A 19,706-nucleotide genomic window follows, 5' to 3' on the forward strand; every position below is an offset into this window, starting at 1 on the left:
AAGGAAAGATCGTGTCAGAGACCACTGTGTCCGAGGCGGCGGAGCCGGGGGAGACCCGGTCCGAGGCCACCGAGCCCGCGACCACGTCGCCCGCCCCGAAGCGGCTCGGCCTGAAGGGGTACCGCAAGTACCTCTGGCTCTTCATCGTCCTGACCGTCGGTTCGCTGTGGGGCGTCGTGACGCTCTACATCATCGACTACGAGCTCATGGCGTCGATCCTGGGTTCGCTGGAGGCGACCACCAGCCCCGTCGTGATCATCGTGCTGCACACCCCGGCGATCGCCGCGCTCGCCGTGCTGCTCTGGTACGACGGCTGGCGCGGCGTGGCCAACTACCTCCGCACGTGGGTGCCACGGAAGAAGGACCTCCCCTGGATCCCCGTCCTCATGGGCCTCATGCTGCTGTACATCTTCGTGGTCCGGTGGGTGTGCCAGCTGTTCGGCATCGAGGTGCCGGCCGAGCCGATGACCTTCGTCGACGGCCTGGTGCGGTTCCTCGAGCTGTTCTACATGGAGATCGGCATGGTCGCCATCGCGATCGGCTGGTTCGGCTTCTTCCTGCCGCTCATGCACCGCGCCACGGGCAGCCGCATCGGGGCCGGCGCCCTGACGGGCCTCGGCATCGGCATCTTCATCGCGCCGGGCTACCTGCTCGAGTCGTTCGAGCAGGCCACCGCGTGGACGGTGTACACCGCGCAGCTGTGCGTGCTGGGCATCGGGATGGCCCTGCTGCTGAGCAGGATGAAGGGCAACACGCTCTTCTTCCTGCTGCCGTTCTGGGTGTCGGCGTCGGGCAGCCACTTCGGGCTGTACATCTTCATGGTGGACACGCAGTACGTGCAGATCGCGCTGTTCACCCTCCTGGTCTTCGTCCTGTACTTCGTGCTGAGGGCGCAGGGCGGCGGCAGGCTCGAGCCGATCCACACCTTCCCGGAGTACCTGGAGAACGAGTACACGACCCGCGTCGGCGCGCCGTTCCCCGGCAAGGGCGACCGCAGCAAGGAGCTCGCCGCCGCGAGGGAGAAGGTCGAGTCGGCATGAGTTCTTCCGTGCTGTGGAACCTCCGGGCCTCGGAGACCGGGCGGCAGATCGTCATGTTCCCGTTCCTCGGCGGGTTCGGCGCGTCCTTCAATGCGCTGATCGCGACCCTCGAGGAGGACTGGGACGTCTGGACCGTGAACCCTCCGGGGCACGGCTCCAGCGCGCTCCCCCCGGTGCACCGGCTCGACGACCTCGTCGACCTCTACCTCGGGAACCTGCGCGACGTCCTGAAGCCGGGGGCGGTGTTCTTCGGGCACAGCATGGGCAGTGTCGTGGCGTACCACGTGCTGCTCGCGATGGCGGCCGACGCCGGGTTCGACGGGCGGCGTCCGAGCGACCTGGTGCTGTCGGCGTCGGCCGCGCCCCGGCACCTCCCGGTGCAGGGATACGGCGCGCTGCCGGAGGAGGACCTGATCCGCCACCTGCGGTCGTTCGGGACGTTCCCCGAGGCGGTGGCGCGGGACAAGGGCCTCATGGCGATGTTCGTCCCCGCCTTCCGCGCGGACTACCACGTCCTCGAGGAGGTACGACGCCGTCCGGCCACGCCGCTGCACATCCGGACGCGGCTGATCCTCGGCGGCCTGGACTCCCAGACGCCGGCGGGTTCCGCGGAGGCGTGGCAGGACTACCTGGCCACGCCGATCCGGCACCACCTGCTCGCGGGGCAGGAGCACATGTACGTGGTCGACGCTCCCGCGCAGGTGGGCCGGATCCTCGACGACCTGAGCCGCGTCGCGGTGGGGGTGCGGTGAGTACGACCGAGGACACGGTGCCCGACGCCGTCGCCGACGACCGCCTGGAGGATGCCCCGCGTGGCGAGGCGCCGTCGGCGGCGGAGATCAAGCGCAACTTCCGTGCGTTCCTGCTGATCTGGGTGGCGCAGCTGGTCGCCCGGATCGGCAACGGGCTGACGGCGTTCGGGCTCGGCGTGTACGTCTACCAGGACACGGGGACGAGCACCTCGGTCGCGGCCGTCACGCTCGCGGCGTTCCTGCCGGGCGTGCTCCTCACCCCGTTCGCCGGCGTGCTCGCGGACCGGTTCGACCGGCGGCTGCTGATGATCCTCAGCGACACGCTGTCGGCGGTCGGACTCGTCCTGCTGCTGATCGCGATGTCCACCGGATTCGGTTCCGTTCCGGTGATCTGCGGGTGCGTGGCGCTGAGCTCCGTCTTCACCTCGGTCATGGATCCCGCGTACCGCGCGACGGTCAGCGACCTCCTCACGCCCGAGCAGTACGCCCGGGCCGGCGGGATGGTGCAGCTGGCGGGGGCGTCGCAGTACCTGCTGTCGCCCGCGATCGCCGGCTTCATCCTGGTGACGACGGACATCCAGACCGTCATCATGATCGACCTCGCCACGATGGTCGTCACGATCGGCGCCATGCTGCTCGTGTGGCGGACGGTGCGCGGACGCGGGGAGCCGGTCGCGAAGGAGATCCGGCCAGGCTTCTGGGAGGAGTTCCGCTTCGGCGTGGCGTTCCTCGGCCGGAACCAGGGCATCACCGCGATGATGCTGCTCGTCACGCTCGTGACGTTCTGCATGGGCTTCCTCCAGACGCTGCTCACGCCGATGGTGCTCGACCTCGGCGACGAGGAGGCGCTCGGCGTCGTCCGCTCCGTCGCCGCCGTCGGCATGATCGTCGCGAGCGTCGTCATCAGCGTCTTCAGCCTGGGGACGCGTCACCGCGCCTACATGGGGATCGCGCTCGCGGTCGGCGGCATCGTCGTCGCGGGAATGGGTGCGACGACGAACGTGCTGCTGATCGGCGCGCTGGGGTTCGTCTTCTTCACGACCCTGCCCGTGCTCAACACGAGCGTCGAGGTGCTGGCCAGGTCGGCCATCCCGAACGAGACGCAAGGGCGGGTGTGGGGACTGATGGGCCTCCTCTCCCAGGTGGGATACATCGCCGCCTACGGGATCTCCGGACTCCTGGCCGACTTCGCGTTCAACCCGCTGCTCTCTCCCGATGGACCGCTGGCGTCCAGCGCCGGGCGGGTGATCGGCGTCGGCGAGTCGCGCGGGATCGGGCTGATGTTCATCGTCGTCGGGCTGCTGCTCGTCGTCATGGCCGTGGTGATCTACCGGGTGAGGAGCATCAGGACGATCGAGCAGGGATACGCCCTCCAGGTGGCGGAATCGGCCAAGGAAAGCACGACCTAGGACTTCGGATGCCGCGGCAGCGGCAGAAAGAAAGGCAATTGACGTATGGCGATCGTCTACATCATCGGGGCGGGGATCCTCACCGCGGTCATCCACCTGGCGTTCCTCGGCTTCCCGGCCGATCAGGTCACGATCCTGAAGACTCTGCTGCTGCACCAGTTCGTGACGTCCCATGGTTTCATCGCGGTCGCGGGCTTCATCATCAACGTGCTGTACCCGAAGCGGACGGCCGCGAAGCTCGGCTGGCCGAGCGGGCCGTTCCAGATCAAGTACGGGTTCACCCAGCTGGGGCTGGGCGTGATGGGCGTCCTGGCGATCTGGTTCCAGGGGAACTTCTGGGTCGGGGTGCTCGTGACCCTGTACATGTACGGTCTGAGCGGGCTGTGGACCCACACCCAGGAGATCGTCCGCAAGCATCGTGAGACCGGCAAGTGGGACAAGATCGAGATCTTCAACATCGTCCTCGACGTGATCTACCACCTTGTCCTGACGTGGATGTCGTTGCAGATCCCGGGAATCTGGAGCTTCCAGTGAAAAACGGAGAACGACTCTATCTGCGCTACGCCGCCAACGATCTGGTACGAAACAAGGGAATCAACGCCGCCCTGATCGTGATCCTGATCCTGAGCGCTTTCCTCATGGCGACGGGGACGATGGTGATCGAGAGGCTGGCGGGTTCGGTCGGCGGGCTGTTCGAGCAGGCGAAGCCGCCGCACTTCCTGCAGATGCACAAGGGTGAGTACGACGAGGCCGCCCTCGACAGCTTCGCGGCCGAGCACGACGAGATCGACTCGTGGCTCGTCACCGAGATGCTGGGCTACGAGAGCAACGCTCTCAGCTGGGATCGCCCGGAGACCGGTGAGTCGGGCGCCATGAGCTCGAGCCGGTTCGACAACCTGTTCGTCACGCAGAACGACGAGTTCGACCATCTCGTCGACGACGAGGGCAACATCCCGGAACCCGCGCGGGGCGAGGTCTACGTCCCGGTCAAGTACCAGCAGTTCTTCGGGCTCGGGGCCGGCGACGTGCTGACCGTCAAGACCGACTCGGGACCGTATTCCCTGGACGTCGTCGGCGTCGTGAAGGACGCCCAGATGGCGGCGTCGGCCAACAGCGCGACGCGGGTGCTGATCTCCGACCAGGACTTCCAGCAGCTCGAGCAGGTCGGGGGGAACCTTCCGGAGATCATCGTCGAGTACCGGCTCGCGGATGCGGGCGGCGCGAACGACTTCCAGGCCGCCTACGAGTCGAACGAGGCGCTGCCGAAGAACGGCCCGGCGATCACGGATCAGCAGATCCAGATCATCAACACGTTCAGCGACGGCCTGTCGGCGATGGCGCTGATCTTCATCAGCCTGCTGCTCATCGTCATCGCGCTGCTCAACCTGCGGTTCGTGATCAAGGGGACCCTGGAGGACCAGGTCCGCGAGATCGGCGCGATGAAGGCGATCGGCATCCCGAACCGGGCGATCGCCGGCCTGTACCTCTCCAAGTACAGCGTGATGACGCTGATCGCCTGCGTCGTGGGCGGCCTCCTCGCGATCGTCGCGACGATCTTCCTGACGCAGAGCCTCCAGGCGAACTACGCCTCGGCGCCGATCGGTCTCGCGACCTTCCTGGCGCCCCTGATCGCGTTGGCGGCCGTCTTCGTGATCGTGATCGCGATCTGCCGGAACGTGCTCGGCGGCGTGAAGAAGATCGAGGTCGTCAACGCCCTCGTGCACGGCAGCACCCTGGACGAGAAGCAGACCGCCCGGCGCGCCCGGCGCCAGGCGCGCTGGGTACGGCGGACCGGCCTGGCGTCGTCGTCGGGCACGAGCGTGAACCGGCGGCTGGCGTTCCTCGACCTGCGGGCCGAGGCCAGGCAGTGGATTCTCGTCCCGGTCGTGTTCTTCCTGACCGCGGTGCTGATCACCGTCCCGGTGAACCTGCTCAGCACGTTCGAGAACCCCCAGTTCGTCACCTATATGGGTGCGCCGGAGCGCGACCTGCGCGTCGACGTGCAGGTCCAGGACGACGTCGACGAGGTGCGCGAGCAGGTCCTCGGCTCCCTGCAGGGCGACGAGCGGCTGACCGACCTGCGGGCCTATGCCAGCGTGCAGTACCGGACCGAGGGCGCCGAAGGCACGGTGAGCCTGCCCGTCGAGGTCGGTGACTACTCCGGTGAGACGATCCGGTTCACCGACGGCGAGGCGCCGGCGGCCGGGCAGATCGCGCTCTCGGCGCTGAACGCGTCCGAGCTCCAGGTAGGCGTCGGGGACACCATGACCGTCGAGCGCGGCGGCACGTCCAGCGAGGCCGAGGTCAGCGGCATCTACCAGGACCTCACGGCCGGCGGAAAGACCGCGAAGATGCAGGGCGAGATCGCCCAGGGAGCGTCCGCGTACATCTTCTACGCGAACGTGGCCGACGGCGAGGACCCCGAGGCCATCGCGGATGTGCTCCAGGAGCAGTTCCCCACGGCCGTCGTCTACCCGATGGCGGACTACCTGGAGCAGACGTTCGCGGGGACGACGAGTGCGTTCCGGAGCGCGGCCTGGCTGGCCCTGATCTTCGGGATCGGTGTCGCGCTGCTGGTGACGAGCCTGTTCCTCAAGCTCCGGCTGACCCGTGACCGGTCGAAGATGGGCGTGCTGTCGGCGGTCGGGTTCTCGGCGGACGAGATCATCGCGCAGGTGCGGACGAAGACGCTCGTCGCCGTCGTCGCGGGCACGCTGCTCGGGCTCGTGTTCGCGGCGACCGGCGGGGAGTCCCTCGCGAGCGGGCTGCTCGCCGCCCTGCAGATGAACATCTCGGATCTGTCGTTCATCCCGAATCCGTGGCTGGTGTACGTGCTGTATCCGCTGCTGCTGCTCGGGGCGGGATATCTGGGTGTCGTCCTGCTGACGGCCGGGATCCGGCGTGCTGACAAGAGCCAGTGGCTCCGAGAGTGAGGGGACAAGTCATGAATCAAGCAACGGTGACCCTGGAGTCACGAGAACTGAGCAAGACCTACTTCTCGACCGAGCCGCCGACCGAGGTGCTGCGGGGGATCGATCTGACGGTTCGTGTCGGGGAGTTCCTCGTGATCATGGGTGCGTCGGGTTCCGGGAAGTCCACGCTGTTGTACTCGATCAGTGGGATGGACCGGCCCACGGACGGGAGCGTGGCGTTGGAGGGGCGGGAGCTGACGTCGCTGAGTGACGCGGAGATGAGCAAGGTTCGTCTGACGCGGATGGGTTTCGTGTTCCAGCAGGCGCATTTCCTGAGCAATCTGGACGTGCGGGACAACATTCTGTTGCCGGCGTTGAAGGCGGCGCCCCGGCAGGGTCGGGATGCTGCGGTCGCGCGGGTGGACGCGCTGATGGAGCGGTTCGGGATCGCGCATGTCAAGGATCACGGGGTCACGCAGGTGTCGGGTGGTCAGTTGCAGCGGGCGTCGATCTGCCGGGCGCTGGCGGGTGAGCCGTCGGTGCTGTTCGCGGACGAGCCGACCGGTGCGCTGAACAGCAGCATGTCGGCCGAGGTGATGGACGCGCTCACCGATGTGCACCGTGGCGGGACGACCATCGTCATGGTCACTCACGACCCGGGCTGCGCGGCGCGCGGTGACCGCGTGATCTACCTCCAGGACGGCCTCCTGGTCGACGCGAACGAGCTGGGCGCGTGGCAGGAGGAGAAGGCGCAGCAGCGCGAGGACGACCTCCTGGCCTGGCTCAGGAACCTGGGCTTCTGATCCCCCGCGGGTCACGAGATCCCGCGAGCACTGTCGAGACCGAGAACCTGAAGGAGAAAACCATGAACGAGACCGAATTCAAGGAAGCCCTCGCCGCCTTCGCCACGAAGTCCGCGGACGAGCTCACGATGGCCGACGAGCTGGACGAGATCGGTATCGACTCGATCAGCGTCTTCGAGTTCATGATCCGGATCGAGGACCGGGTCGGCGAGCACGCCACCAAGATCGACGACGACCTGGCCACGGTCCAGGACCTGTTCGACCACGTCCAGAAGGCCGCGGCGCTCAACAACGCCTGATCTGCCGGCCGTTGCGCCGACCCTGTCGAGATCACGCCCGCTGTCAGCAGCCGCCGGAACGGGCGGCTGCTGACAGTCGCGGTGTCTCCGCGGCCTCGACCGAGAACGGAACGCACGAGGGAACCTGGGGGAATCATGGAAAAGGTCGTCATCACAGGTATGGGCGTGATCGGCCCGATCGGGAAGACCGTCGCCGAGTTCGAGGCGAATCTCTTCGCCGGGCGGCACGGCATCGCCACGATCGATCACTTCGACACGTCGGACATGGCCGTGCGGGTGAACGCCCCGGTCAAGGACTATGACCCCGCGGAGTACTTCTCGGAGCGGGAAGCGCACCGGATGGACACCTACAGCCAGTACGGCATGATCGCCGCGCGTGAGGCCGTCCAGGAATCCGGGATCCTCGACGACATCGACAGGTACCGGCTCGGCGTCTACATGACGACGTCGTTCGGCGGGACGGGAACCCTCCTCGGCGAGAACGCGACGATGGAGGAACGGGGTGCCGGAAAGGTCTCGCCGCTCATGGTCCCCAAGTTCCTCGGCAACCTTCTGTCCGGCCTGGTCGCGATCGACACCGGCGCACGCGGCCCGGCCGGTGCGCACGGCGCGGCCTGTGCGGCGAGCGCGATGGGCATCGGCGAGGCGATGCGCGCCATCCGCCACGGCTACGTGGACGCGATGATCTGCGGCGCCGGTGAGGCCGCCACGCAGAAGCTGATCGTGTCCGGCTTCCAGAACCTGCGCGCGCTGACCACCGAGACCGACCCGGACCGCGCCTGCATCCCGTTCGACAAGAACCGTTCCGGATTCGTGATGGGTGAGGGCGGGGCCGCGCTCGTGCTGGAGAGCGAGTCGCATGCGAGCGCCCGTGGCGCCACCGTCCTCGCCGAGGTGTCCGGCTACGCGCTGACCGACGACGCCGCCCACATGACGGCCCCCGCTCTGCACGGCGAGTCCGTCGACCGCGCGATCACCGACGCCCTGGCCGACGCCGGGCCCAGCGACGAGACGCTCTACGTCAACGCCCACGGCACGAGCACCGTCAAGAACGACAAGCTGGAGTCCGCGGCCATCGCCCGGACGCTCGGCGGCAAGGCGGTGGTGTCCTCGACCAAGTCGATGACGGGCCACCTGCTCGGCGCCGCGGGCGCGATCGAGGCTGTCGCCGCGGTGCTGGCGCTGCGCCGGCAGGCGGTGCCGTCGACGGTCGGCACGCGCGAGCTGGACGAGGACATCCAGGTCGACGTCGTCCACGGCGAAACCAGGAGCATGGAGTTCTCCCGCGCGCTCTCCCTGTCCCTCGGCTTCGGCGGGCACAACGCGGCCCTCGTCATCGACCGGGCGGCGTCCTGACCGCGGCGGCCGGGCGACGGCCGTGACCTCGGCGCGGGCGGACCCGACGCGGTCAGGGCCGACACGTGACGACGGCCAGGGTCAGCGGGAGGGAACCAGGGTCGGATCAGGGAAGGAACCCATCCTTTCCGGGCCGCATCCAGGCCAGCATGGAGGCGTCCTGACGCAGACGTCGTCGCAGATCCCACGGATGCGGAGCATCACAGTGAAGAACGGGGAGCGGCTCTATCTCCGGTACGCCTACAACGACCTGGTCAAGAACAAGAGCGTCAACGCGGCCCTTGTCGTCCTCCTGGTCCTGAGTGCTTTCCTGATGGCGACCGGGTCCATGGTGGTCGAACGGCTGGCCGGCTCCATCAGCCAGCTGTTCGAGCAGGGCAAGCCCCCGGACTTCCTGCAGATGCACCTGGGGGACTACGACGAGGCAGCGCTGGAGCAGTTCGCGGCGGACCACGAGTCGGAGATCGACGCGTGGCTCGTCGAGGAGATGCTCGGCTACGACAGCGCCTCCCTGTCCTGGGAGCGCCCGGACACCGGCGAGAGCGGCGATCTGGCCGCCAGCCGGATCGACAACCTCTTCGTCACGCAGAACGCGGAGTTCGACTTTCTCGTCGACGAGACCGGGGGAGTCGTCGAACCGGCGGCCGGCGAGGTGTACGTCCCGGTCGTCTACCAGCAGCAGTACGGCCTGGTGGCCGGGGACGTCCTCACGATCCGGACCGACTCCGGGGGTCACGAGCTCCAGGTGCGGGGGTCGGTGAAGGACGCGCAGATGGCGGCCTCGCTCTCGCCGTCGGCGCGGTTCCTGATCCATCCCGAGGACTTCGAGGCGCTGGAACGGGCCGGGGGTGCCACGCCGGAGATCATCGCGGAGTACCGGTTGACGGCCGGTGGTGACGCGAACGCGATGCAGACCGCGTACGAGGGGGCCGGCGGGCTGCCGACCAACGGCCAGGCGGTCACGAGCCAGCAGCTTCGGATCATCAGCTTGATCAGCGACGGGCTGGTCGCGTTCGCGCTGGTGTTCGTCAGCCTGATCCTCATCGCGATCGCGCTGCTCAACCTGCGCTTCGTCATCCGGGGAACGCTGGAGGACGAGGTGCACGAGATCGGGGCGATGAAGGCGATCGGTATCCCGGATCGTGCGATCTCCGGGTTGTACCTGACGAAGTACAGCATCCTGGCGCTGGTCGCGTGCGTCGTCGGGGGGCTGCTCGCGCTCGTCGCGGCGAACGCGCTGACGCAGGGTATCCAGACGAATTTCGCGCAGGCGCCGGCGGGCGTGTGGACAGCCCTGGTGCCGCTGATCGCGCTCGCCGCGGTCTATGTGATCGTCGTGGGGATCTGCCGCAGCGTCCTGGGTGGGGTGCGGAGGATCGAGGTCGTGAACGCTCTCGTGCACGGCAGCACCCTCGACGAGAAGCAGACGGCCCGTCGCGCGAAGCGGCAGGCGCGCTGGGTGCGGCGCACGGGGCTGGCGTCGTCGTCCGGTGCGGGCACCAACCGGCGCCTGGCGCTGCTCGACCTGCGGGCCGAGGGCCGGGCGTGGGTGCTGTTGCCGATCGTGTTCGGCCTGACCGCGGTGCTCATCACGCTCCCGGCGAACCTGGTCAGCACCTTCGAGAGTCCGCGGTTCATCACCTACCTGGGCGCACCGGAGCGCGACCTCCGTGCGGACGTGCAGTTCCAGGAGGGTGTCGACGGCGTCAAGGACCGGCTGGTCGCAGCGATGGCGGACGACGACCGTCTCACGGACGTGGAGACGTTCGCCTACGTCGACTACAGCGCCGACAGCGAGGACGGGCGGTCGAGACTGCGCGTCGAGATCGGGGACCAGCCCGAGGAAGGCGTCCGGTTCAGCGAGGGCGGCCTGCCGCAGGACGGTCAGATCGCGTTGTCGGTCCTGAACGCGGAGAAGTATCAGGTGGGTGTCGGGGACGATCTGACGATCTACGACGGCGACGAGCCGATCACGGTGCGGCTCAGCGGGATCTACCAGGACATCACCAATGGCGGACTGACCGCCAAGATGCCGGGTGCGGTGACCGAGGGAGCATCCGCCTACACGGTCTACGCGGACATCGCCGACGAGGGGACGGACCCCGCGAGCGTCGCCGACGAGTACGACGCACGGTTCCCGACGGCGGGCGTGAAGCCGACGCAGGAATACCTGCGGGAGACCCTGGGGGTCCTGATCGACTCGCTACGCAGCGCGGCCTGGATCGCGCTGGTGTTCGGGCTCGGGGTGGCGGTGCTCATCACGAGCCTGTTCCTCAAGCTCCGGCTCACGCGTGACCGGGCCACGATGGGCGTGCTGACCGCGATCGGGTTCTCCACGCGCGAGATCGTGGCGCAGGTGCGGATCAAGACGCTGCTGGCGGTGGCCGCCGGGACGGCCGCGGGTCTGGTGTTCGCGGCGACCGCGGGGCAGGCGATGGCCGGCGGAGGGCTTGCCGCCGTCCAGATCGGGATCACGGACCTGTCGTTCATCCCGAATCCGTGGCTGGTGTACGTGCTGTATCCGCTGCTGCTGCTCGGGGCGGGATATCTGGGTGTCGTCCTGCTGACGGCCGGGATCCGGCGTGCTGACAAGAGCCAGTGGCTCCGAGAATGAGGGGACAAGTCATGAATCAAGCAACGGTGACCCTGGAGTCACGAGAACTGAGCAAGACCTACTTCTCGACCGAGCCGCCGACCGAGGTGCTGCGCGGTATCGATCTGACGGTTCGTGCCGGGGAGTTCTTCGTGATCATGGGTGCGTCGGGTTCCGGGAAGTCCACGCTGTTGTACTCGATCAGCGGGATGGACCGGCCCACCAGCGGGAATGTGGCGTTGGAGGGGCGGGAGCTGACGTCGCTGAGCGACGCGGAGATGAGCAAGGTCCGTCTGACGCGGATGGGTTTCGTGTTCCAGCAGGCGCATTTCCTGAGCAATCTGGACGTGCGGGACAACATTCTGTTGCCGGCGTTGAAGGCGGCGCCCCGGCAGGGTCGGGATGCTGCGATCGCGCGGGTGGACGCGCTGATGGAGCGGTTCGGGATCGCGCATGTCAAGGATCACGGGGTCACGCAGGTGTCGGGTGGTCAGTTGCAGCGGGCGTCGATCTGCCGGGCGCTGGCGGGTGAGCCGTCGGTGCTGTTCGCGGACGAGCCGACGGGCGCGCTGAACAGCAGCATGTCGGCCGAGGTGATGGACGCGCTCACCGATGTGCACCGCGGCGGGACGACCATCGTCATGGTCACTCACGACCCGGGCTGCGCGGCGCGCGGTGACCGCGTGATCTACCTCCAGGACGGCCTCCTGGTCGACGCGAACGAGCTCGGCGCGTGGCAGGAGGAGAATGCCCGGCAGCGCGAGGACGACCTGCTGGGGTGGCTCAGGGATCTGGGCTTCTGACGGGACCCGGGCATCTGACGGGACCGGGGCATCTGACGAACGAGAGGGCGACGAGGAGAATGACCGAGCCCGGATTTCGCGCCGACGGATGATCCACCTCGCGGTCGCGCGTGCCGACCTGCTCGATGAGGCGGAGTTCTTGCGCCTGCGCTCGCGCCTGCCCGCCGAGCGGCGGCGCCGGAGCGACCGCTACCACCACGCGAGGGACCGGTACGCGAGCGTGGTCGCGTTCGCGCTGCTGCAGTACCTGTGGCGGGAGTGCGGCGACGGTCCGATGCCCGACGTCGTCCGCGGCCCCCACGGGAAGCCTCGCTTCCGGGGGACGGGCGAGCCGCACTTCAACCTGTCGCACGACGCCTCGGTCTGCGTGTGCGTCCTGGCCCCGGTGCCGGTCGGCGTCGATGTCCAGGGCCGGTTACCGTTCGACGACGCACTGTTCGAGAGGATCGCCGCGCCGGGGGAGCAGTCGCTCCGGAACGCGCTCGTCCGGGCGGACGACCTCGGCGCGTTGTGGACCCGGAAGGAAGCCGCCGTCAAGCGCACCGGGCGCGGCCTGACCACGCCGCTGAACGAGGTGGACACGGCCGCGGCGACGGACATTCTCACGCTCGCCGGCACCGAGCCGGGCACCCACATCAGCGTCAGCGCGCAGGGGCTGAGCGAGCGGGGCCTCCGGGACCGGCTGCGGCTCCGCCTGCTGCACCCCGTGCAGCTCTTACCCGTCGACGCGGTCGATGACGAGGCAGGTGTTGTGGCCGCCGAAACCGAGGGACAGGGACAGCGCACGATCCAGCTCGACCGGCCGTGAGGCGCCGTGCACGACGTCGACCTGGACGTCCTCGTCGAGGTGCGAGGTCCCCACGGTCGCCGGGACCGTCTGGCGCCGCAGCGCCAGGACCGACGCGACGACCTCGGTCGCTCCGGCGGCGCCGAGCAGGTGCCCGGTCATCGACTTGGTCGCGGACACGACGGCCTTGCCGCCGAGGATCCGTTCGATCGCCGCCGCCTCGAGCCGGTCGTTCTTGACGGTGCCGGTGCCGTGCGCGTTCACGTAGACCGTCTCGTCGCGGTCGCCGGCCTCGGCGAGCGCGTCGGTGATCGCGCGGTCGACGGCGGCGCCGTCCTCCGCCGGTGCGGTGACGTGCGACGCGTCGTTCGTGACGCCGTAGCCGGAGATCCGGGCGTGGATGGTGGCACCGCGGGCGCGGGCGTGGGACTCGCTCTCGAGGACGACGGCGGCCGCCCCCTCGCCCATGACGAAGCCGCACCGGTCCCGGTCGAACGGGATGCACGCGCGGTCCGGGTTGGCCTCGGTGGTCAGCGCGCGCAGGTTCTGGAAGCCCGCGGTCACGAGCTTCTGGATGGCCCCTTCCGCGCCGCCGCAGATGACCGCGTCGGCGTAGCCGTGGCGGATCGCCCGCATCCCCTCGCCGATGCTCACGGCGCTCGACGCGCAGGCCGCGACGTGCGCGACCGCGGAACCGCGGGCGCCGTGCTCGATCGCCACCAGACCGGACAGCATGTTTCCGATCCACTTGGGGATCAGCATCGACGAGACCCGCCGGGGCCCCTGCTGCCGCATCCTCTCCTGCTCCTCGAGGACCGTCCCGATTCCCCCGAACCCGCTGCTCATGTACACGCCGAGGCGGTACGGGTCGACGGCGCCCGCGATCCCCGCGTCGCCGACGGCTTCCCGGGCGGCGATCAGCCCGAACTGGCTGTAGGTGTCCAGCCGCCACGCCTCGTTCGACGCGAAGTGCTCCTCGGGGGCGAAGTCCTTGACCGGAGCGCAGACCCGCACGGCCAGATCTCCCGTGTCGAAGCGCTCGATCGGCACGATGCCGTGCCGTCCGGCGAACAGGCTCTCCTCGAACCCGGCGACATCTCCGCCGATCGGCGAGAACGCGCCCAGACCTGTGACAACGACCTCTTCCACGGTTCTCCTCGGTTGGCTCAGGACGTCATCCGTGCTCGGCCACCAGCGGCCAGACGCAGCGTAGCGGGCGCGTGACGGTATCCACCGCGCCGACATCGAATCGCAACATGAATGGGGGATCTGTCCATGTGACGGCTCCCGCCGTACGGTCAAAAGTTCAATTATTGTTTTCGTAGCCGGATCGGGATAACAATGCGGCAACACGGCTTGACGAACAGTCGATCGAGAACGGCGGCCAATGTGGGCGGCCCGCGGTGTCGCACGCTCCTGACCTGCGAACCAATATCGAGCATTCATGATCTGTTGGTAGCCCCCGTAGTGCTTGAGCCCCTATCCTCGGGTGCTGGCGCGGCAATGCCGCGGCAACACCGCTCAGTGACTTGCGAAAGATCCCCATACCGGATCCAGAACGAGATGAGGTAGCAGGACGTGGCTAACCCCCAGATCACGGCCCGGCACTGGCAGTTCCTCCGCGCGCTCGCGAAGCACGGAAGCATCGGCAGAGTCGCGAGAAATGAGCACCACTCGGAGACCGCTGTCCGGCGGCACCTGAGAGACCTGTCCCAGGCATGTGTCGTCAAGGTGATCGACACCAGCGATGGTGTCGCCCGCGTGACGACCGGCGGCATGCTCCTGCTCGAGAAGTCCGCTCCCATCCTCGACGAGCAGGAGTTCGTCGAGAACCGCCTGCAGCGCCTGCTGACCTTGCGGGAGGAGGACCTCGAGGAGGAACTGGAGAAGGACCTCGCGCCGGCCGAGGGTCTGGCATCAACAGCGTGGGGCCTGGCATCGACGGCGTGGCGCTGATGAGTGGTGCCGCCCTGTCGAAGGCAGGGTGACGGTGAGGCTCCGCCCGGTCGTGGGACCGGGCGGAGCCTCACGGCCGCGTGATCGAGACGATCGGAGTCCCGGCATGACCCACGAGCGAGACGACGAGCGCCGGCCTCCCAAGCCGGCGGACTCCCCGGACGCCACGAAGCCGTCTCCCGATCCGGCCGCCGAACGCGAAGCGACGGACCTGCCCGCCAGGGCCTTCTGGTCCGCTGACCCGCGAGACGTGCCGGGGGAGCCCGTCGCGGACGAAACACCTGGAACGTCCATGTCGTACCTGCTCGACGGGCTCAAGTACATGGCCACCTTCGTCTACGCCATCGTCGGGCTGTGGATCTTTGCCATGGGCTTCGTGTGGCTCGGTGACGACTCGTTCAGGAGCGGACCGGCCGGTGCCATCCTGGCCATCGTCGTGGGAGGCGGGTCGTTCGCCTTCTGCGTCTGGTCGATCCTGGCCGTCCTGCGCGGACGCGGCACCGGCGAGTCGCATCGGAGGCGGTGAACGGCCGGCCAACGGATCTGTTCGCGCGATGACGTCACGTGTGTCGGTGAGAGTGACGCCCGACAACTCAACTGCGCAGCGCGCGTATGTCGTCGGGTGTCATGTTCGGTCGGAGGGTGGCGATCTGGTCGGTCCAGTGCACCACGACGATTCCTTCGTCGGGAAGTGTCGTGTGCTGGGTCAGCAGGGCGAGGAAGTCGGCCTCGAGGTCGTCGTCGCCCTCGATCCCGATGCCCTTGTTGTCGGCGTGGAAGTTCGCCAGGACGACCTGTTGGTCGTCGCGGATCGTGAGTTGCTTGCTCAGTACCTCGGCCAGGTCAGCCAGCTCGGGGCCGGTGATGTCGACGTCGTCGGCGGAAGGCCATCGTTGTGTCGCGGCTGCGGCGATCCGGTCGGGGTCGAACCGGTGCTCGCCCGGGGTCACTGCCACCAGGAGGTCTGTCATGGTTCTCCAGTCACTCCGGGACGATCCGAACATAGCCGCGGATGCCGAGGGCCTTCATCCGGGACTCGGTGAATTCGGCGGCCTTGGTGCTGTTGGTCGTCATCTCGACCACTACCGTCGCCGTCCATCACCGTGTTCCCGGCCTTCTGCAGCCTGAGCAGAGTCTCGTCCATCTCGTTGATCGCGCGCTCGCGAAGGAACTCCGGGAGCAGTCCGGCGCGCCGGGCGAGGCCTTGGACCTGGGCGCGATTCTCTACATCGCAGCTCGCGACTCGGCGAGCGCCTGCTTGTATTGCGTCGTCCAGTTGGTTTCGCGCTGGTCGGCGGGTAGGTCGGCGAGGCCGGTGCTGAGGTTGTGTGCGGCTTCGGCGGGTTGGTCGAGTTCGAGGAGTGCGAGGCCGAGGGGAAAGCGGAGCCAGGTGGGGGTGAGCCAGTAGGCGAATGGGTCGGGTGCGTCGTGGTCGGTTGCGGTGATGGCGTCCTGGGCCTGGTGGAGTACGGCGACTGCTTCGAGGTGTTCGCCCATGAGGGCGAGTCCGTGGGCGGTGCGGATGGTGGCGTCGATTTGGTGGAGTTGTCCGGCGCCGGGGGTCGCTGCTGCGTGTTGGTAGTGCTGGACCATGGTGGCGGGGCGCCTGCGTTCCCAGGCGAGGGAGCCGCGGAAGCGGCGGGATTGTGAGGCGAGGCTGGCGGCGTCGATGCTTTCGGCGTGGGAGGCGGACTGCGACCAGAGGCGGTCGGCCTCGGCGTAGTGCCCGAGCTGGGAATGCAGCCAGCCGATGAACTGCAGGGACTCGGCGGCCACGGTACGTAAGGCGTCGGCGTGGCGGCCTCGCACGTCGTGGGCGAGGTTGGTGACCAGATCGTGCGAGGCCGCGGCGATGGGCCACAGCTCGGCTGCGGCCATGGTGTCGTCCAGGCGTCGGTGGGACGCCAGCACCCTGGCCAGCGCCTCCACGGTCAGCCGGTCGACCATCCGAGGGCTTGTCGCGGCCCGTTCGATCCGCTCGGCGCTGTCGTCGTCTTCCGCACTCAGGGCCGGGTCGCTCACCATGCCTGCGAGGGCTCCGCCGGCGTTGAGGCATCGGTCCAGCAGTTCGGCGCGCTCGGCGCTTGGGCGTCGTCGTCCGTTCTCGTACTCGCTCAGTAGCGACTTCGAGACGCGGGAGAGGTGGTACATGTCGCGTAGCGAGAGTCTGGCGGCCTCGCGCAGTTCGCGTAAGCGCCGCCCGAACAGCGGATCGACTCGTCGCATGGCCGGCCCTCCCGTCGCGCGTCTGGGTGGTGCTTCCTAGTGGTCCTCGGCCAGGGACGTGGACCACTTCAGGACGGTCGATCCGTGGCAGACCTTGGTGGCCGCCTCTACGACGCGGCCGTCGGTGAGGGACACGGTCCTGAGTACCTGGGTGACGATCACCTGGCCGGTGAGTCCGAGGGCGGTGCGTTCGTGATCCGTGGCGAGCCTGGAGGTCACTTCCTCCAGAACGTGACCTTGAGGCACCCCCAGCCGTTCAGCCGCCAGCTCTCGTGAGGCGCCGGTGGAGACCGGTTCGGTCAGCTCTGGTGTGGCTTCGACGACGAAGGGGGCGTAGTAGGAGGAGGACAGGTGAACCGGTGAGCCGCCGCGGCTGACGAGCCGTCGGCGTACGTGTACCGGGGATCCGGGTTCGACGTCGAGCCGGGCTGCGATGGCCTCCTCGGCGCCAATGGTGGCGACCTCCAGGATCTGGGAGGTCTCGCCGGTGGCCAGAGCCCGGCTGGTAGCGGCGTGGGTGCGCACGCGGGAGGCGATGTTGTCGCTGCCGTAGCCGGCCACGACGGTCCCGGCGCCGCTGCTGGCGGTGGTCAGGCCCTCCTGCCGGAGGACCTTGTACGCCCGCAGCGCGGTCGCGTTGGACACCTCCCAGTCGGCCATGACCTCCCGGATGGTCGGCATCCGCTCGCCAGGAGCCAGGGTGCCCTCGCGGATCAGGTTGCGGTAGTGCTCGGCGATTGCGGCGTATCCAGCAGCTTTCGTCATGCCGCCTTCCCCTTGTCTCGTCATCGGTTGCTCTACTTCGTCGATGTCGTGCTCTACATCCGGCTCGACTTGACCTGCAGAACACGCCAGGACATCCGCCCCCAGCATAGCGGCCCGGCGCAAGCAACATCAGCACCATCGCGCCATCCCGTGGCGCGATTCCGTAGCGGAAGTCTGCGATGAGGGCGGTCGCAGCATGCGTGAGTCCGTGGCACCGGACAGCGAACCCCTCCCGAACTCTCGTAGTACATGGTCACCTGGATATGGATCTTGTACTACATGGCCGGTTCGGAGATCTCGGCCAGCTGCCTGCCCGTCAAGCATTCACGTCGGGCAGGGCCAGTACGGGCACGAGACGTAGTTCGACGTACTGCACCACTCATGCTCGTGACTGCGGTGTCGCGGGCCGGCGGAGAGGAGATGGCAATGAGAACGGTGCTTCATGATTCGCATCATGAACGAGGCTCCGGCGAGGGCGCGCTCGTGCTCGCGCTGGGTACGGCGATCGGGATGGTCGCGAAGGTGGGTGGTGAGCGGCTTGAGGTCGTGACGGTGACACGCAACCGGATCTGTGTGCACCCGCGGGACCTGTCCGAGGGGGAGCAGATCGCCCGCCTGCTGGCTTGCGATGCGCCGTTGGACCACCGGCTGACCGTTCCCGAGTACACGCTGTGGACCGGAGCGCGCGACAACCTGGAGGTCCAGGTGCGGGCACGGCTGCGCGATCCGGCCGGAGCGCTCGGGCCGCGCCGTGGTTCGGGAGGCCCCCGGTGAGCCCCGCCGAAGCACCGGCCACGACCGACACGGCCACATGGAGTACCGCGCGGCTGCTGCTGGTAGACGTCGACGCGCAGCTGGCTATGGCGGGCCGGCGGATCTCGCCCGAGACCGTCCAGACGCTGGAGTTGGTGGTCGCGGCCGGACACACGATCCTGCTGTCCACCGACCGGTCACTGTCCGGGCTCCTGCGACTGGCAGGGCGGTTCGGAGTCCGTGAGGGCTATGCGATCTGTTCCCACGGGGCGCTGACCGTGCGCCTGGATGCGGGTATGCCGGGCGGGTACGAGCTGCTCGACGCGGTCGTGTTCGACCTGGACGCACTGATCCTGCAGCTGGAAGACCTGCAGCTCCTGCCCGAGACGCTGATCGCCGCAGAAGATCCCGGGACCGGCTGGCGGGTCAGCCGCCAGCCTGCGACCGCACTCCTGCACGGCGTGCAGGAGCAGGTGCCGCTGGCACGGCTGCGTGGCGAGGTGACCAGCCAGGCCCGACTGCACGCACCCGGCATCCGTGAGTACGCGGACGTCCTGGCCCAGGCCACCGGGCTGAACGTCATCCTGACCGGACCGGACTCCTGCGACGTGACCGCACCGGCTACGTCACCAGACACGGCACGCGAAGCCATCCACGCCCGGCTCGGCCGCCCGTTACACACCACCGTGGTCCACGACAACCTCCACGACAGTCTGACCGCCCTGGTGCCGCCTGCGGCGCTGCGGCCCGGGCTCTCACCCCTGGCCGCACAACTCACCGCCGCCGTGACGAGCGCCGTCCCGAAGGCCACCGATACGACCAGCGGCGCCGACCGGTCCGACGTGGCAGGGCCGGAGCCTGCAACGGTGGTGAGAGTCTGGCACGGCGACGGCGTAGACCTGGCCGGAGCCGAGATCTGGATCCGCCGCCGGCACGGCTGGGTACGACACGCACCCGTCCCAGCCGGCCGCGGAGCCACGATGCTCGACATCCAGCACGCCGCGCTGGACGCCGACCTGCGCTACCCGCGGGGCATCGAGGGCCGACGACGCCCCTGGTGGCGCACCGCCCCCACCATCGTGGACGACGCCGGACGCCCAGCCGGGTTCGAACTCCCCCTGACCCACACGTAGACCCCTACGACTTGCGGCCGGGCCCAACCCAGACACCCCCAGGGCCCGGCCGTAGATCTGTGCCTCCCCTCGTAGCGTAGAGACGTCCGCCAATTTTGGAGGTGGGCGGTATGGCCAGG

19 protein-coding genes are annotated in these 19,706 nt (G+C 68.4%); 15 read left to right on the plus strand and 4 right to left on the minus strand.

Annotation, left to right across the window (positions count from 1 at the left end; all coding sequences use genetic code 11):
* Positions 1 to 11: 11 nt before the first annotated feature.
* The 11 genes from ACYVK5_RS12895 (at position 12) to ACYVK5_RS12945 (ending at position 12,775) form a co-directional block, all read left to right on the plus strand.
* Positions 12 to 1,040, plus strand: coding sequence for a hypothetical protein (locus ACYVK5_RS12895; protein ID WP_460705523.1), 1,029 nt, complete (start codon positions 12 to 14; stop codon positions 1,038 to 1,040).
* On the plus strand, positions 1,037 to 1,792 hold the full coding sequence (locus ACYVK5_RS12900; protein ID WP_460705525.1) for a thioesterase II family protein: 756 nt from the start codon (positions 1,037 to 1,039) through the stop codon (positions 1,790 to 1,792). The genes ACYVK5_RS12895 and ACYVK5_RS12900 overlap by 4 nt, the downstream gene beginning before the upstream one ends.
* Positions 1,789 to 3,201: an MFS transporter gene (locus ACYVK5_RS12905; RefSeq protein ID WP_460705527.1), complete on the plus strand. Its 1,413-nt coding sequence runs from the start codon at positions 1,789 to 1,791 to the stop codon at positions 3,199 to 3,201. The genes ACYVK5_RS12900 and ACYVK5_RS12905 overlap by 4 nt, the downstream gene beginning before the upstream one ends.
* 45 nt (positions 3,202 to 3,246) lie before the next feature.
* Positions 3,247 to 3,735 carry a DUF6790 family protein gene (locus ACYVK5_RS12910; protein WP_460705529.1) on the plus strand — a complete coding sequence of 163 codons (489 nt, stop codon included), beginning with the start codon at positions 3,247 to 3,249 and terminating at the stop codon, positions 3,733 to 3,735.
* Complete coding sequence (locus ACYVK5_RS12915; RefSeq protein WP_460705531.1) at positions 3,732 to 6,134, plus strand: ABC transporter permease; 2,403 nt, start codon at positions 3,732 to 3,734, stop codon at positions 6,132 to 6,134. Before ACYVK5_RS12910 ends, ACYVK5_RS12915 begins: the two co-directional genes overlap by 4 nt.
* 11 nt (positions 6,135 to 6,145) lie before the next feature.
* A complete protein-coding gene (locus ACYVK5_RS12920; RefSeq protein ID WP_460705533.1) occupies positions 6,146 to 6,916 on the plus strand; it encodes an ABC transporter ATP-binding protein in 771 nt (256 codons plus the stop codon).
* A gap of 62 nt (positions 6,917 to 6,978) precedes the next feature.
* Positions 6,979 to 7,215: a phosphopantetheine-binding protein gene (locus ACYVK5_RS12925; protein ID WP_460705535.1), complete on the plus strand. Its 237-nt coding sequence runs from the start codon at positions 6,979 to 6,981 to the stop codon at positions 7,213 to 7,215.
* 135 nt (positions 7,216 to 7,350) lie between these two features.
* On the plus strand, positions 7,351 to 8,571 hold the full coding sequence (locus ACYVK5_RS12930) for a beta-ketoacyl-[acyl-carrier-protein] synthase family protein (protein ID WP_460705537.1): 1,221 nt from the start codon (positions 7,351 to 7,353) through the stop codon (positions 8,569 to 8,571).
* Positions 8,572 to 8,761: 190 nt separating this feature from the next.
* Positions 8,762 to 11,185, plus strand: coding sequence for an FtsX-like permease family protein (locus ACYVK5_RS12935; RefSeq protein ID WP_460705539.1), 2,424 nt, complete (start codon positions 8,762 to 8,764; stop codon positions 11,183 to 11,185).
* Positions 11,186 to 11,196: 11 nt separating this feature from the next.
* A complete protein-coding gene (locus ACYVK5_RS12940; protein WP_460705541.1) occupies positions 11,197 to 11,967 on the plus strand; it encodes an ABC transporter ATP-binding protein in 771 nt (256 codons plus the stop codon).
* A gap of 88 nt (positions 11,968 to 12,055) precedes the next feature.
* A complete protein-coding gene (locus ACYVK5_RS12945; RefSeq protein ID WP_460705543.1) occupies positions 12,056 to 12,775 on the plus strand; it encodes a 4'-phosphopantetheinyl transferase family protein in 720 nt (239 codons plus the stop codon).
* Here ACYVK5_RS12945 and ACYVK5_RS12950 read toward each other — a convergent pair.
* The gene (locus tag ACYVK5_RS12950) at positions 12,683 to 13,903 is read right to left on the minus strand and encodes a beta-ketoacyl-[acyl-carrier-protein] synthase family protein (RefSeq protein ID WP_460705545.1); all 1,221 of its coding nucleotides are present in this window, start codon (positions 13,901 to 13,903) and stop codon (positions 12,683 to 12,685) included. The two genes, ACYVK5_RS12945 and ACYVK5_RS12950, sit on opposite strands and share 93 nt — an antisense overlap.
* Before the next feature lie 429 nt (positions 13,904 to 14,332).
* Between ACYVK5_RS12950 and ACYVK5_RS12955 the strand changes: the two genes are divergently transcribed.
* Together ACYVK5_RS12955 and ACYVK5_RS12960 are read left to right on the plus strand one after the other, a co-directional pair.
* Positions 14,333 to 14,710 carry a hypothetical protein gene (locus ACYVK5_RS12955; protein ID WP_460705547.1) on the plus strand — a complete coding sequence of 126 codons (378 nt, stop codon included), beginning with the start codon at positions 14,333 to 14,335 and terminating at the stop codon, positions 14,708 to 14,710.
* A gap of 106 nt (positions 14,711 to 14,816) precedes the next feature.
* Entirely contained in the window at positions 14,817 to 15,236 is a 420-nt protein-coding gene (locus tag ACYVK5_RS12960) for a hypothetical protein (protein ID WP_460705549.1), read from the plus strand.
* Between the two features lie 67 nt (positions 15,237 to 15,303).
* On the opposite strand, the gene ACYVK5_RS12965 is transcribed toward ACYVK5_RS12960, so the two are convergent.
* The 3 genes from ACYVK5_RS12965 to ACYVK5_RS12975 all read right to left on the minus strand — a co-directional run bounded on the left by ACYVK5_RS12965 (position 15,304) and on the right by ACYVK5_RS12975 (position 17,701).
* Complete coding sequence (locus ACYVK5_RS12965; protein WP_460705551.1) at positions 15,304 to 15,681, minus strand: hypothetical protein; 378 nt, start codon at positions 15,679 to 15,681, stop codon at positions 15,304 to 15,306.
* 253 nt (positions 15,682 to 15,934) lie between these two features.
* On the minus strand, positions 15,935 to 16,936 hold the full coding sequence (locus ACYVK5_RS12970; protein ID WP_460705553.1) for a helix-turn-helix domain-containing protein: 1,002 nt from the start codon (positions 16,934 to 16,936) through the stop codon (positions 15,935 to 15,937).
* Positions 16,937 to 16,972: 36 nt separating this feature from the next.
* Positions 16,973 to 17,701 (minus strand): GntR family transcriptional regulator, encoded by a 729-nt coding sequence (locus ACYVK5_RS12975; RefSeq protein WP_460705555.1) that lies wholly within the window; start codon positions 17,699 to 17,701, stop codon positions 16,973 to 16,975.
* Positions 17,702 to 18,127: 426 nt separating this feature from the next.
* Here ACYVK5_RS12975 and ACYVK5_RS12980 point away from each other — a divergent pair, with 426 nt between their 5' ends.
* Together ACYVK5_RS12980 and ACYVK5_RS12985 are read left to right on the plus strand one after the other, a co-directional pair.
* Positions 18,128 to 18,475 (plus strand): hypothetical protein, encoded by a 348-nt coding sequence (locus tag ACYVK5_RS12980; RefSeq protein ID WP_460705557.1) that lies wholly within the window; start codon positions 18,128 to 18,130, stop codon positions 18,473 to 18,475.
* A complete protein-coding gene (locus tag ACYVK5_RS12985) occupies positions 18,472 to 19,587 on the plus strand; it encodes an HAD family hydrolase (RefSeq protein WP_460705559.1) in 1,116 nt (371 codons plus the stop codon). Before ACYVK5_RS12980 ends, ACYVK5_RS12985 begins: the two co-directional genes overlap by 4 nt.
* Positions 19,588 to 19,706: the final 119 nt, after the last annotated feature.

It is taken from the genome of Myceligenerans halotolerans, from assembly GCF_054782975.1.